8 protein-coding genes, 1 tRNA gene and 2 pseudogenes are annotated in these 13,703 nt (G+C 69.5%); 3 read left to right on the top strand and 8 right to left on the bottom strand.

From position 1 onward, the window contains the following. Window position 1: 1 nt before the first annotated feature. Window positions 2-1,666, bottom strand: a complete 1,665-nt coding sequence (gene ettA, locus ACWCQ1_RS02015; RefSeq protein ID WP_133040922.1) for an energy-dependent translational throttle protein EttA — start codon at window positions 1,664-1,666, stop codon at window positions 2-4. Window positions 1,667-2,542: 876 nt separating this feature from the next. On the opposite strand from ettA, the pseudogene ACWCQ1_RS02010 reads away from it, so the two are divergent. Together ACWCQ1_RS02010 and ACWCQ1_RS02005 are read left to right on the top strand one after the other, a co-directional pair. Further along, window positions 2,543-2,641, top strand: a pseudogene (locus ACWCQ1_RS02010) (ATP-binding protein); the annotation flags it as partial. Between the two features lie 972 nt (window positions 2,642-3,613). Then, window positions 3,614-4,140, top strand: a pseudogene (locus tag ACWCQ1_RS02005) (tyrosine-type recombinase/integrase); the annotation flags it as partial. A gap of 243 nt (window positions 4,141-4,383) precedes the next feature. Here ACWCQ1_RS02005 and ACWCQ1_RS02000 read toward each other — a convergent pair. The 6 genes from ACWCQ1_RS02000 to ACWCQ1_RS01975 all read right to left on the bottom strand — a co-directional run bounded on the left by ACWCQ1_RS02000 (window position 4,384) and on the right by ACWCQ1_RS01975 (window position 11,149). Continuing rightward, complete coding sequence (locus ACWCQ1_RS02000) at window positions 4,384-4,683, bottom strand: zinc-ribbon domain-containing protein (protein ID WP_358593695.1); 300 nt, start codon at window positions 4,681-4,683, stop codon at window positions 4,384-4,386. 46 nt (window positions 4,684-4,729) lie between these two features. After that, on the bottom strand, window positions 4,730-5,098 hold the full coding sequence (locus ACWCQ1_RS01995; protein WP_358593696.1) for a hypothetical protein: 369 nt from the start codon (window positions 5,096-5,098) through the stop codon (window positions 4,730-4,732). A gap of 21 nt (window positions 5,099-5,119) precedes the next feature. Next, entirely contained in the window at window positions 5,120-6,526 is a 1,407-nt protein-coding gene (locus tag ACWCQ1_RS01990; protein ID WP_358593697.1) for a Cys-Gln thioester bond-forming surface protein, read from the bottom strand. A 295-nt stretch (window positions 6,527-6,821) separates the two neighbouring features. Then, on the bottom strand, window positions 6,822-7,298 hold the full coding sequence (locus tag ACWCQ1_RS01985) for a single-stranded DNA-binding protein (RefSeq protein WP_358593698.1): 477 nt from the start codon (window positions 7,296-7,298) through the stop codon (window positions 6,822-6,824). A gap of 290 nt (window positions 7,299-7,588) precedes the next feature. After that, entirely contained in the window at window positions 7,589-9,538 is a 1,950-nt protein-coding gene (locus tag ACWCQ1_RS01980) for a YfjP family GTPase (RefSeq protein WP_358593699.1), read from the bottom strand. Between the two features lie 3 nt (window positions 9,539-9,541). Then, window positions 9,542-11,149, bottom strand: coding sequence for a dynamin family protein (locus ACWCQ1_RS01975; protein WP_358593700.1), 1,608 nt, complete (start codon window positions 11,147-11,149; stop codon window positions 9,542-9,544). Window positions 11,150-11,469: 320 nt separating this feature from the next. Here ACWCQ1_RS01975 and ACWCQ1_RS01970 point away from each other — a divergent pair. Beyond that, window positions 11,470-11,542, top strand: a tRNA-Arg gene (locus tag ACWCQ1_RS01970). Between the two features lie 513 nt (window positions 11,543-12,055). On the opposite strand, the gene dacB is transcribed toward ACWCQ1_RS01970, so the two are convergent. Further along, the gene (gene dacB, locus ACWCQ1_RS01965) at window positions 12,056-13,519 is read right to left on the bottom strand and encodes a D-alanyl-D-alanine carboxypeptidase/D-alanyl-D-alanine endopeptidase (RefSeq protein ID WP_451025638.1); all 1,464 of its coding nucleotides are present in this window, start codon (window positions 13,517-13,519) and stop codon (window positions 12,056-12,058) included. Window positions 13,520-13,703: the final 184 nt, after the last annotated feature.

Raw genomic sequence — 13,703 nt, 5'->3', positions numbered from 1 at the left:
ATCAGCCCCGGGTCAGCTTCTTGTAGGTGGCACGGTGCGGACGCGCCGCGTCCGGGCCGAGCCGCTCGATCTTGTTCTTCTCGTACGACTCGAAGTTGCCCTCGAACCAGAACCACTTGGAGTCGCCCTCGTAGGCGAGGATGTGGGTCGCGACCCGGTCCAGGAACCACCGGTCGTGGGAGACGACCACGGCGCAGCCGGGGAACTCCAGCAGCGCGTTCTCCAGGGAGCTGAGCGTCTCGACGTCGAGGTCGTTGGTCGGCTCGTCGAGGAGCAGCAGGTTGCCGCCCTGCTTGAGGGTGAGCGCGAGGTTGAGCCGGTTGCGCTCACCGCCGGAGAGCACACCGGCGGGCTTCTGCTGGTCGGGGCCCTTGAACCCGAAGGCGGACACGTAGGCCCGGCTGGGCATCTCGACCTGGCCCACGTTGATGTAGTCCAGCTCGTCCGACACGACGGCCCAGAGGGTCTTCTTCGGGTCGATGTTCTCGCGGCTCTGGTCGACGTAGGAGATCTTGACGGTCTCGCCGACCTTGATGGTGCCGGAGTCCGGGGTCTCCAGACCCTGGATCATCTTGAAGAGGGTGGTCTTGCCGGCGCCGTTGGGGCCGATGACGCCGACGATCCCGTTGCGCGGGAGCGTGAAGGAGAGGTCCTCGATGAGGACCTTGTCGCCGAAGGCCTTGTTGAGGTTGTTGACCTCGACGACGATGCTGCCGAGCCGCGGGCCCGGCGGGATCTGGATCTCCTCGAAGTCCAGCTTCCGCATCTTCTCCGCCTCGGCGGCCATCTCCTCGTACCGGGCGAGACGCGCCTTGGACTTGGCCTGCCGCCCCTTGGCGTTGGACCGCACCCACTCGAGCTCTTCCTTGAGCCGCTTCGCGCGCTTGGCGTCCTTCTGGCCCTCGACCTTCAGACGGGTCTGCTTGGTCTCCAGGTACGTGGAGTAGTTGCCCTCGTACGGGTAGGCGCGCCCGCGGTCGAGCTCGAGGATCCACTCGGCGACGTTGTCGAGGAAGTACCGGTCGTGGGTGATCGCGACGACGGTGCCCGCGTACTTGGCGAGGTGCTGCTCCAGCCAGTTCACCGACTCGGCGTCGAGGTGGTTGGTGGGCTCGTCGAGGAGCAACAGGTCGGGGGCCTCGAGCAGCAGCTTGCACAGCGCCACACGCCGCCTCTCACCACCGGAGAGGGTGGTCACGGGCCAGTCACCGGGAGGGCACCCGAGCGCGTCCATGGCCTGCTCCAGCTGAGCGTCCAGATCCCACGCGTTGGCGTGATCCAGCTCCTCCTGCAGCTTGCCCATCTCGTCGAGCAGCGCGTCGCTGTAGTCGGTGGCCATCAGCTCGGCGATCTCGTTGAACCGGTCGAGCTTGCCCTTGATCTCGGCGACACCCTCCTGGACGTTCTCCAGGACCGTCTTCTCCTCGTTCAGCGGGGGCTCCTGCAGCAGGATCCCGACGCTGTAACCGGGCGACAGGAAGGCATCACCGTTCGACGGCTGCTCCAACCCCGCCATGATCTTCAGAACCGTCGACTTACCGGCCCCGTTCGGACCGACGACACCGATCTTCGCTCCCGGCAGGAAGTTCAGGGTGACATCATCGAGGATCACCTTGTCGCCGTGCGCCTTGCGCGTCTTGCGCATGGTGTAAATGAACTCAGCCAAGAGAAACCGTCCGGCAGCTTGAAATCTGGCAGTGGGCAGATACACCCCATCTTGCCTGAGGTCCAGGCTTGGGTGGTAACCCGTATGGCCGGGGGCCCGTGACCTGGGGATTCGTGTCTGGTTGCTGTAGCTCACCTGTCACTGTCGGTCGTCATCTCAGCCTCGGCCAACCTCGCACGGCCCAGAGACGGCCCAGCGGAGACGCTTCAAAGCCCCGACCCGAGACAGCGGGCGACGAGGCATCGAGGCTGATGATATTGGTGACCGATGACCGCCAGTCCTCCTCCCATTCGAGGTTCTCCCCCGGCCGGGCGCCAGCCGCGAGCCGGTTCTGAACGTCGAGCTGGGGGTGATGCAACGGGGTGCAGCAGGGCTGGCCGGCCAGAGAGGGCTTCCAAGTACTTCAGCCCTTCGCGCAGTTGATCTGTGCTCTCCCTGTCGCCATATCCGCCGACACACCGGCCCAGAAGCTCGGTGGCATCGAGGGCGAGAAACAGCGCGGCAAGGTGGTAACCCTGCTTCCAGCTCAGCAGAGGATTCGATCAGCTGACGCGTCACGCCACAGACATAAGACGCCTCGCAGACGTATGGCGTCAGGTTCAGAGGGGCGCCCACGGTACGTCATCGGTTCGGGGCGGTGGCCTGAGGTCACCACGGTTGCTGTACTTCGCTGCTGTACCGCACTCGAAGCCCGGATTAGCTTTCTCGACTCTGCCGTTCTCGCAGCGCCTTTAGCTCCTCCGGGGTGAAGACTGGGGAGCAGTCAGGGCAGTAACGGTCACCGCTAGGATTCCCCATCACGACCTCGCGGACCGTGTGCTCATGCCGACAGGTGATGTGCAGCCCAGCACACGGCCGCCACTGGCCACCGGCACGTTCGTCGCGAAGGCGGAGAACGTGATCCTCCTCGGCCCGCCCGGGATCGGCAAGACACACCTGGCCATCGGCCTCGGCGTCAAAGCCACCCAGGCCGGCCACTCCGCGACTGAACAAACCCCCGGGGGGTCAATTTTCCGGAAGGGTCAATTTTCGCGGAGCGTTGACACGGGCATGGCAGACTCACGAAACACCGAAGCTCCGTTAGGAGTAAGCGACCCCACGGGCCCCTCGTCCCAACGGAGCTACGGTCTTTCTGGTCACGCACACTCTGACCTGGCCCTCACAAGATCACCTCGACCTCGCAACAGCCTGGCGGGGACACCCCTTCGGGGCTCCCGTATTGCTCAGAAGAGGGCGCCGATGACGATTTCCAGAAAATCGCCAACAGAACCGAGGATACTGGTCAACATTTCAAGCTCCCTGGAGAGAAGAGGACGGGTAGGTATGAGTAGAAATACCCGTTCTCCCGCAGGTGCGCATGTCAAGGCCGATTTCAGGGTGAATCCGGTCCGACCGCAAGCGCATTCGACCGGCGGCTGAGCGTTCACCGGAACGGCAGCACCACTCTCCGCCCGCCCGTGCCTTCCCGAAACCGCACGACGGCCTCGGCCCACACATCGCGCTGCGGAGGAAGCTCGCGTGCCATTAACGAACGTGTTCACCAACCCCAAATGGGCGATGTGCTGGTGAGCGCGCTCTGTGCTGATCTCAAGCGTTGTCGCGGGCGCGTTCGAGGACGCGGTACACCGTCGCGCGGCTGACGCTGGGCACAGCCCGTGCAGGTGCTCAAGCTGGCCCACGGAGCGTGGCGGCGGCGGGCACCGGTGGCAGTGCGGACCGTGGACGCAGTACCGGCACGCCGGATCGTGGCCGTCCCTTACCGGAACAGTCCTCGGCTGCAGCCAGAAGGGGTCCAACCGCCGCATTGGACCACACCGCACAGACCGCCGCCCCGCTACCACACGCGCAGTGATGGCACCACGATCGAAGGCTCGCCAGACATCGCTACCGGCACCCGGGGGCATCCCGGCGAGAGCCAGTCACGACACATCAGCAACGACCTCAGAGGTGAAGGCGCCTCGTCCTGAGCCCACACGAGTGCATCCGTGGACCGCCGAGCAGGTGTTCGCCGTACGGGCGGGGCTACCAGACCGCCACCGAGCCATGGTGGTCGACCGCCCTGGACGAGCACATGCAACGATTCCCTCCGGTGGAGGTCACACTGCCGTGGCTGACGCCGACCGGCCCCGAAGGTGACACACCGCCTCGTCTTCACGAGCGGCGTCGGCTCCGCCATCTGGAGCCAGGCTTTCAACGACCAGGCGTGGAAGCCCGCACTGGCATCCGCCGGCATCATCCCCACCCCGGAGAAGGGTCAGCGCTACGCGGCCGCCCCCGAGCACGGGATGCACGCCCTACGCCACTTCTACGCCTCGGTCCTCCTGGACGCTGGAGAGAGCATCAAGGCCCTGAGCCTCTACCTCGGCCACAGCGACCCGGGGTTCACGCTCCGCGTCTACACGCACCTCATGCCGTCCAGCGAGACGCGCACCCGAAAAGCCATCTCCGCGATGTACCAGGCCGCCGGTCACGCTCATGACGGCCCAACGACGTACGACGGCCCCGACACGGCCCAGGCTGCCTGTGCGTATGGTCGGGAGGATCTGACCTGGGAGACTTCCCGCCTTGACAGGAGGGGCCGGGACCGTGACCGACGACGAGGCGCCTCTACAGCGACGTGGCCAACGGGCGCACTGACGGTCGACACGCAGCCTCGCGGTCTCCCTGCCGCGGGCCGCCCTGATCAGAGCCCAGCGGACGACCAGCGCCAGGTCGGGTCAGGCACCCGGGTGCTGGTACGGCTGCTGCTGCGGCTGGCCGTACGCCGGCGCGCCGGGAGTGCCCGCGGCCTGGGCCTGGAGCTGCTCGGCCTGCTCCTTCGTCAGCTTCTGTTCCGCACCGCAGAAGGTGCACTGCGTCGCGTACTTCGTCGAGATGGGAAACAGCGGCACGAAGAACAGCGTGAACTTCATGACGCGCTTCCTGAGCGTGTGGGCGGCCGGATTGCCGCACTGCCCGCACACCAGCGTCAGTATCGCGAGCTGGTACAGGTATCCCTTGGTGCCAAAGATGATCACGAGTTCGGGCCCTTCTCGGTCGGTGCCTGCTACGTCACTACGTCACTCAATCCTTGCGCGTCGCCCGTGCGGCCAGCAGGGCGGTCGCCACCACCACCCCGGCGGCCCCGGCGACCCCCGCGGAGCGGAACGCGCGGGACGAACGCCACGACAGGACCGACCAGCGCGACTGGGCCGAGAGCACGGAACCCGTGCTCAGCCACGACCCCGCCGAGACCAGCGACAGCGCCGAACCGATCGAGCCGGCCGAGAGCGCACTGCCGATCGAGCCTACGGACAGGGCCGACCCCACGGACCCGATGGACAGGACCGAGCCCACCGAGCCGATCGACAGCACGGAGTCCTGCGACCACAGGGACAGCACGGAACCGGGGCAGGTGGACTGCAGCACGGGCGGTACGGATGACTTGGTCATGAAGTCATCTTGCCCGCCGCCTCACTCCCCCGTGGGCGCGTTCTTCTTTCCCACCAGGACGAGCGCCGCTCCGCCGATCACCACCAGTCCGATGGCCACGCCCGCGATCAGCGGGGTCACGCTGGAGCCACCGGTCGCGGCGAGGTTGGCGTCGTCGGCGGTGCCGCCCACCGTGGCGGGGCTGGGCTCGGCGAGGGTCTGCACCGCGTCGCCGTTCCCGCTGCCCTGCGTCCGGCAGTCGAGGATCCCGGTGAACCGCTGGTCGAAGCCGTTCGGCCCGGTGATGGTGAAGTCGTACTGCTGGTCCTCCTGCAGCGGGATCGTCACCGTGCGCGACTCGCCCGTCGCAATGCTGTACGTGGCCTCCATGAGCGAGAAGGTGAACGGCTCGTCGCCCTGGTTGGCCGCGGTGATGTCCAGGCCGCCCTTGGTGCAGTTCTTCACGGCGGACAGGGCCGGTATGGCGCCCTTCTTCGCCCAGGTCGCGCTCGCCGTCGCCGAGACCGTGGACTCGCTGGAGCCGGCCAGGATCTGCGTCTGGCTGCGGCTGTCGGAGGTGAAGGCCCGCCCCACCGGCACGGTCGTGGAGGCCTGCACGGTCAGCTCGGCGGAGCCGGCCGCCGCGTCCTCGGGGATGTCGAAGAAGACCTGGCTGCCGTTGACCGCCGAGGTCAGCGGCTTGCCGTCCTTGCCGACGATCCGTACCCCGGTGGTGGCCGCGTCCGCCGGCGGCGTCAGCGTCACCCCGGTCGCGTTGGTGTGCACGGTCACCGGGCCGAGCAGTTCGCCGGGGTGGCCGGAGACCGCGGGCGGGTCGAGGGTCAGCGACGCCTGGGGTTCGGGCACGGAGACGGCCGCCTTCTCCAGGTAGTCGGCGAGCTTCTCCGCCTGCGGGTCGACCGCGTCGACCTCGGCGCCGTCCGAGTAGCGCCAGATCGCCACCTGGGTGCCGGCCGCCGCGTCCTGCTCGGTCAGCCCCTTGGCGCCCGCCTCGGCGGCGAGCGTCGCGAGGTCGTTGACCTGGGGGTAGGAGTTCTCGAGGATCCAGCGGATCCTGCCCGCGTTCTTGTTGGCGCCCAGCGAGGTCCCGCTCCAGGAGGTCTCCTGGTACTTGGCGTCACGCTGGGTGGGGTTGTGGAGGTCGACGCAGTACGTCTGCAGCATGCCGCCGCCGTCGACGGACATCTCGAACAGGCCCGCCGAGACCTGTACGTCCCCGGTGGCGTCGTGGATCACCGCGGCGCCGTACGTCTTGAGGCCGCCTATCGTGGCGGTCGCCCCGGCCTGGGTCTGTGTCGGCTCCTGCGCGGTCGCCGTGCCCGCCCCGGCGAGCGCGCCGGCGGCCACGAGTCCGGACACCAGCGTCGCGGCGGCGAGACGGAACGTCCCTCGCCCGCGCGTCCACCGCGCTGAGAACGAAGCAAACACGAATTCCCCTTCGTGCAGGAACCGTTGACATGGAGGGCGTGGTCACATCAGCAGCATCAGAAGCCCCAAGAGCTATGTCCGGCATCCTAGGGAAGCCACGCACCGGCCCTCCCGGTCATACCGTCACACAAGCGACCCGACTCGGAATCGTTATCGCCGAGACATCACCGAGATGGCCTGTGAGCAGGGCTTATCGACAAATACACCAGCTCGTTCGGAGCGCATTCGTCGATAAGTCGCAATCCGGTCGGCTCGGGGCACTGTCCGACATGTCAGCCCAGGGCTTTGTCTGATATCACGTCACAGCGGCGGGTTCCGGCTCCCGTTGCCCTGCCTCCACCGCCGACTCCCCGGGTGCCGTCTCCCAGTTGGGCTCGTCCTGCTGCTGTGCCGGTACGCCCGTCGCCGTCTCCGTCCGCACGGGGCGCCGGAAGGCCGACGTACCGCGTGCGAGGTCGTGTCCGATCGCCGTCGCGTCGAGGTCGGCCGAGGTCCAGTTCTGCCCCTCGCGCTGCTCCGAACGGACCTTGAGCCTGCCTTGGACCACGACCGGGTCGCCGACGTTGAGCGACGCCGCCACGTTGACCGCCATCTGCCGATTGGCCCACACCGTGAAGAAGTTGGTGTGCCCGTCGGTCCAGACGTTCTTCTCGCGGTCCAGATACCGCGCGGTCACGGCGAGCCGGAACCGTGCCGACGGCCCCGTCACCGTCTCCCGGTAGGCCGGTCGCGTGGCCACGTTGCCGACGGCGCAGATGATCGTCTCGTTCATGGTGAACCCCTCCCTCGCCCGGCCACGGAAGACCGGACGGACATGCCCACGGGCCCGTCCCGTACGGCTGCGTCTGCCACGACGACCACGCGTTCCTCGCGTTGTCGCCGCCGCGGTGATCACGTCCTCGCGATCGCCGCACGACCAGACTGCCTCCGTCCGGCCCGAGCCCGCCGAGCCCTGTGGACCACCGCCGACCTGTGGAAAACTCCCTCACCCGTACGAGGGAGCCTCCGGCGGCCGGTCCACCGTCATCCCATCCCACCTGCCCGCCGACCGCAGGCCGGGACTCACCTCGCCGTCGCTCCGACCCCCGTGACCCGCCCGTACTGCTCCCGCACCTCCCGGTACCGCAAAAGTTCGGCCGCCACCGGATCCAGCACCCGGGCCCGTCCGCATCCGGCGGCCGCCTCCCGCAATCGCCGTTCCGCGTCGGTGCCGTACCGCCGGGCCGGGCCGCGTGCCGCCATCCGGCAGCTCCACTCGACGAGCGGGCCGCCGACGATGCCGATGACCATCAGCAGCACCGGCACGCCGAGATTGGGCGCCATGAACCCGATGATCTGCCCCAACAGCCACAGCCCGCCCACGATCTGCAGGATGGTCATGGACGCCTGGACGAGCACGGCGGCGGGCCACCAGCCCGGCCGCGGCGGGCGCCCCGGCGGCAGCCCGGCCCGCGCCGCGAGCTCGTCCAGTGCCTCGGGCAGCCCCTGAGAGCCCCGAACGGCCGCCTCGCGCACCGCCTGCGCCCACGGCGCCGGCAGCCCGGCCGAGGCCCGGTCCGCCAGTGTCCGTACGGCCTGCTCGACGCGCTGGCGTGCCGTGGCCTCCTCGTCGGGCTGCGCGCGCACCGGCAGCCGCCCGGTATGCGGCTCGAACCGGTCCTGGTACCAGCGCCACAGCCGCAGCCAGGGCGTCCCGCACGCGCGGTTGGCGTTGCGCAGCCACGCTCGTTCGGCCGCCTCGCCCGCGGCCGTGGCGCCCACCGCGTCCGCGAGCCGGGCGGCGAACTCGTCGCGCGCCTCCTCGCTCAGCCCCGTCCGCCGCCGGGTGGCGTACACCGGCCACAGCCCGACCGCGGCGGCGTCCACGTCGGCCGAGATCCGACGTGCCGGGGCGCCACGTTCCGCCACGAACTGGCCGAGCGCCTCACGCAGCTCGCCGACGCCGTCCCCGGTGAGCGCGGACAGGGCGAGCACGGTCGCGCCCGGTTCGCCGTACTCCCCCAGCGCGATCCCGTCCTCGTCGAGGAGCCGTCGCAGGTCGTCGAGGACCTGGTCCGCGGCCTCGCCGGGCAGCCGGTCGACCTGGTTGAGGACGATGAACATGACCTCCGCGTGGCCCGCCATGGGCCGCAGATAGCGCTCGTGCAGCACGGCGTCCGCGTACTTCTCCGGGTCGACGACCCAGATGACGGCGTCGACGAGGGTCAGGATGCGGTCCACGTGTTGGCGGTGCTGCACCGCGGCGGAGTCGTGGTCGGGCAGGTCGACCAGGACCAGCCCGCGCAACTGCGCGTCGGTGTCGCCGTTCTGCAGGGGGCGGCGGCGCAGTCGCGGCGGGATGCCGAGCCGTTCGATGAGGCTCGCGCCGCCGTCGCTCCAACTGCACGCGATGGGCGCGGCGGTGGTGGGCCGTCGTACCCCGGTCTCCGAAATGGGCACTCCGGCGAGCGCGTTGAACAGCTGGGACTTGCCGCTGCCGGTCGCGCCCGCGATGGCGACCACGGTGTGCTGCCCGGAGAGCCTGTGCCGCGCCGCCGCCTCGTCCAGCACCCGTCCGGCCTCGGCGAGCGTCCGGCTGTCGAGGCGGGTGCGGGAGAGTCCGACCAGCTCCCGCAGGGCGACGAGACGCGAGCGGAGCGTGCTGTCGTACGTGAGCGGGGCGGCGGACTGTGCGCTGTGCGCCCGGCTCTCCGCCAGGGCCGCGTGCTCGGCGGCGACCTCTTCGGTCACCCGGCGGGCGATGAGCCCGTCGTCCCAGGAGTCCGCGGGGTCCGCAGCGGCCTTGGTGTCCCCGGAATGCCCGGAGCCCGTACGACCTGAGTCGCTGCTCTCCACGCGCGCGTGGTGCTCGCGGGCTTCCGCCCGGTGGCTGTCGTCGCCGTTGTTCTCCTGGCGGCCCTTCCCGGAAGAGCTCTCGCCCTTGATGCCGTTCTCCCGGTCGTCGTCCTTGGGCACCGTGTCCCCCGCGTGGTCGGCGTGCTCGGTGTGGTCCTGGTCAGTGACGGCGGTCACCGGTCACCTCTCCTTCTGCAGTACGGACAGCGCGGCGATGAGCTCGGCCTGGGGCTCGGGGTGGACGTCGAGGGCGTCCAGGGGGGCGAGCCGACGTTCGCGCTCGGTGTGCATCACCCGGTCCACGTGCTCCGTGAGCAGCCGTCCGCCCCGGTCCCGCAGCCGCAGCGCCCCGTGCGCCCCGATCCGCTCGGCCAGCCCCTCGCCCGCCGAACGCGCCCGGCGCCCGCCCAGCAGCGCCGTTGCGACCAGGGCGGCGACCGCCTCGGGGTCGGGCGCCGCGCTCCGGTCGAGGGCGCGCACCTCGTCCTCGGCGTACTCCTCGAGCTCCCGCCGCCACCGCCGCACGGCCATCCCGATCCGGTGCTCGGCGCTCTCCAGGGACGGGTCACGGTCCGCCAGTTCGGGGGCGCCCGCCGCGGGTTCGCGCCGCCAGGCGTCGTCCACCCGCTCGTCGGCGGCGGTCACGGCGCACAGCAGCAGCGCGGCCAGGCTCTCCACGAGCGCGTCGAGCAGTTCACCGGCGCTGCAGTCGAGCGGAAACGCGCGCCACCGCTTCAGCGCGTCCCCGGCGAGTACGGCCCCCGACTGCAACCGTCCACGCACGCGCGTGTGCTCGCTGTCGTACGCCCCCTCGACGGCGGAGGTGAGCCGCAGGGCGGCGGCGTACTGGGCGGCGGCGGCGCCGGCGAGTTCGGGCAGGCGGGCCTTGAGAGAGTTCAGCACCCCGTACGCGGTACGGGCCAGGACGTGCTGCCGCGCCGCCGGATCCTGCGTCACATGGACGAGCCAGGTGCGCAGCGGCGCCACGGCGGTGGCCGGCAGCAGCCCGCCGCCCCAGGCGGACTCGGGCAGTTCGGGCACGGTGAAGCGCGGTACGTCGCCGAGGCCGGCCTTGGTGAGCAGTGCGCCGTACTGGCGGGACACGTCGGAGACGACCTGGTGCGGCACACGGTCGAGGACGGTCACCAGGGTGGCGTCGTACTCCTTGGCGGTGCGCAGCAGGTGCCAGGGGACGGCGTCGGCGTAGCGCGCGGCCGTGGTGACCATCACCCAGATGTCGGCCGCGCAGATGAGTTCGGCGGCCAGGACGCGGTTGTCGGCGACCAGGGAGTCGATGTCGGGGGCGTCGAGGAGGGCGAGGCCGCGGGGCAGTGTGTCGGCGGTCTCGACACGCAGTACGCGCGTGGGGTCCTCGCCGGGGAGCAACAGGTCCTCCGCCGCCTCCTGATGAGGCACCCACACGCGCGTGAGGTCGGGCAGCACCCGCATGCCGCTGAACCAGTGATGGTCCTCCGGATGGCAGACGAGCACCGGTGTCCGTGTGGTCGGCCGCAGCACGCCGGCCTCGCTCACGCGCCGCCCCACAAGGGAGTTGACGAGGGTCGACTTCCCGGCGCCGGTCGATCCCCCCACCACGGCCAGCAACGGGGCTTCGGGCTCCCGCAGGCGGGGCACCAAGTAGTCGTCGAGCTGCGCGAGGAGTTCGTCGCGGTTGGCACGCGCGCGTGGAGCCCCCGCCAGGGGCAGCGGGAAGCGTGCGGCGGCGACACGGTCGCGCAGGGCGGAGAGTGCGTCGAGCAGCTGAGGCCGTACGTCCAAGGTCACCACATGCGAAGAATGCCCAATTTTAGGGGAATTCTGAAGCATATAGGCATGTCTGCGCGCCGACCGGACGCAAGGGGCAGAAGGGACGACTGGGGCGAGGGCACAGTCCAGGCATAACGAGTGCACAACACCCGGTGCGCGAGGCGCCAAAAGCGATGCACGATTCGTACCTGCCTGCGATTATCAGGACCGCTTCACCGAACCTCCACATCGAGCCACGGAGGCGAAGCAACAGGGACACGGACGCGGGAGCCCTATCCTTGTCCCCGGCGACGTCACGGATCGGCCCACACCCGGGCACCCAAGACAGAGGCCACACACCGGCCCCCGTAGCTCAGTGGATAGAGCAGGCGCCTTCTAAGCGCTTGGCCGCAGGTTCGAGTCCTGCCGGGGGCGCCCAGTCTCCGCCCTCCTTCGGGAGGGCGTTTTTGCTGGTCAGACCCAGTATCGTGCAACACGACAAAGCCCCGGCCCCTCCCCTGACGATCAAGGGAGGACTCCGGGGCTGTCCGGCTGTCACCGGGGTCCTGCGAGTGGCTGCGGTGAATACGCGGAGAAGTTCATCCGTCCGTGCATACGTCTAGAGATCTTTAACGGCCGAGGTTACGGCGGTAGGAAGTCGAGCCCGGACGGGGGCGCCATCCGCGCGGCCCTCGACCAAGAGCTGGCACGTTTTAGTGCCCCTGCCATCTCGATGCCGACATGACGCTGATCGCGCTGGGCGAGTCGGTAGAGCCCACGATGATCGTGGCACTGTCCGAACGCGAGCGGGACGTCGTCGTCATCGGTGGCGGGATCCGCAGGCCGGAACCTCTCCTTACCGGCTCCCTCTTCGAGCACCACCCTCCGCCGACAGCAGGTCGACCCGTCCCGCGCGCCCGCGGTCTGCGGACCCGGCTGCTGACGGGCTCAGGGGCTGGAGGCGGTGGCGCTTGCCGTGGCTGCGGCGTCCTGCTGGAGCAGGGCCGAGATCTGGGCGATGTCGCTCGCGATGGAGAGGAGTTCGTCGGTGGACGCCGCTTTGGCGTCGTTGAAGACGACGTCGAAGAGCCAGTAGTGCCCGCCGCCCGCATCGAGATAGCCGGCCATGGCCCGCCCGGTGACAAGTGTTTGTCCGGTGAGACTGTCCACGGCCGCCTGGGTGCCGGTCTTGGCGAAGACCTTTCCCTTGGCCGGGCTGTCCGTGCCGAACAGGGACAGATCGCCGCTGGTGCCCAGGATCGGCAGAGCCTCACGGAACTGCGTTGCCTGGGGCCGGCCCGACATGTACGTCAGCAACGGAATGTAGGCCTGCGGGGTGAACGCGTCGCCGGGTACGCCGCCCTGCCCGTCGGCCTGGGAGGCCTGGGCAAGGTCCACGCCCGCCTTGGTGTCGAACGCCTTGATGGCGGCGAATCCGTCCTCGCAGTTGTGGCTGCCCCGGTGGACGGCGAGCAGGCACACCAGGAGATCGGCGCCCAGGTTGTGACTGACCTTGAGGATGAGTCTGGCCTCTTGCGAGAAAGGCGGGGAGACCAACTTCGCCACCGGGCTGCCGTGCGGGGGCTGAGCCGGGGGCGCCGGATTGGGGCCCGTTGGGGCGGCGTCGACGCTCACGCCTGCCCGGTGCAGGGCCTCGATCAGGGCGGTCCGGGCGAAGGCCGCGGGGTCCGTGATCGGGGCGATGGCCAGGTACGGCGCGGCGTCGGCGGCCAGGGTCCCGGTCACCGTGATCACGCCGTGGGGCCCCGCTGTGGCGGTGATGGCGCTGGGCTGCCCCTTGGCCACGGTTTTGACGTGGTAGGAGATGGAGTTCCGCGCGGTCTGGGGGCGCCAGGTGAACGTGGGCTGCTGTCCGGGCTCGGTGGGCGTGCTCAGAATGTCGATGATGTTGTCGTTGATGATGATCGGCGAAGGGTTCGTGGTGAACGCGGGCTCGGGGGCGAACAGACGGTTGTCGATGACCACGTCACCGTTGACGTGCGTGATCCCACGGTCTCTGACCTGCTTGGCCAGGCTGTCCAGACCGGCGAGAGGGTTCTCAGGGGTGAGCGCGGCATGGCCGGGGACCGCTGCGGCGTAGGTGTGGTCGACAGGCTTGAAGTCGAGCGTGCCGTCCGGCTTGGTGCGCCCGCCCATGGTCAGGTCACCCGACGCCACGAGCACCAGGTTTCCCTTCAGCGTGTCAGCCCTGACCTCGCCCTGCGCATACACCGGGGTGGTGGTGCGCTGCTCGCTGCCGAAGGTGTCCCAGGCCGTCGAGACGGTGAACAACTTGGTCGTCGAGCCGGGGATGAACAGGCGATCGGCGTTGAGCGAGGTGACGGTGCGCTTGGTCGCCGGGTCGACGACCACAAGGCCGAACTGGCCATGCCGGTAGACCGGCTTGTTCATGATCTTCTGGATGCCTGGGTCGATAGGGTCCCCACCCGAATGTGCCGCGTCCTTGGGGGACCCGGCGCAGGCACCGGCAACCAGCGCCAGCAGGCACAGCCCCACCGTGAGGACGCACAGCCGGGCACCGCCGCCACGCCCGCCGAGTCGGCCCCAAGCCCTGGCGAAAGACGCCGCCCCACCG

This window comes from Streptomyces sp. NPDC002144, from assembly GCF_053593695.1.
This window is presented reverse-complemented; position numbering and strand designations above follow the sequence as displayed.

Coding starts and splice junctions, on each gene's coding strand:
- ACWCQ1_RS01995 (WP_358593696.1), bottom strand. CDS start 5,098: ATGACCAAGTCATCCGTACCGCCCGTGCTGCAGTCCACCTGCCCCGGT.
- ACWCQ1_RS01985 (WP_358593698.1), bottom strand. CDS start 7,298: ATGAACGAGACGATCATCTGCGCCGTCGGCAACGTGGCCACGCGACCG.
- dacB (WP_451025638.1), bottom strand. CDS start 13,519: ATGAACAAGCCGGTCTACCGGCATGGCCAGTTCGGCCTTGTGGTCGTC.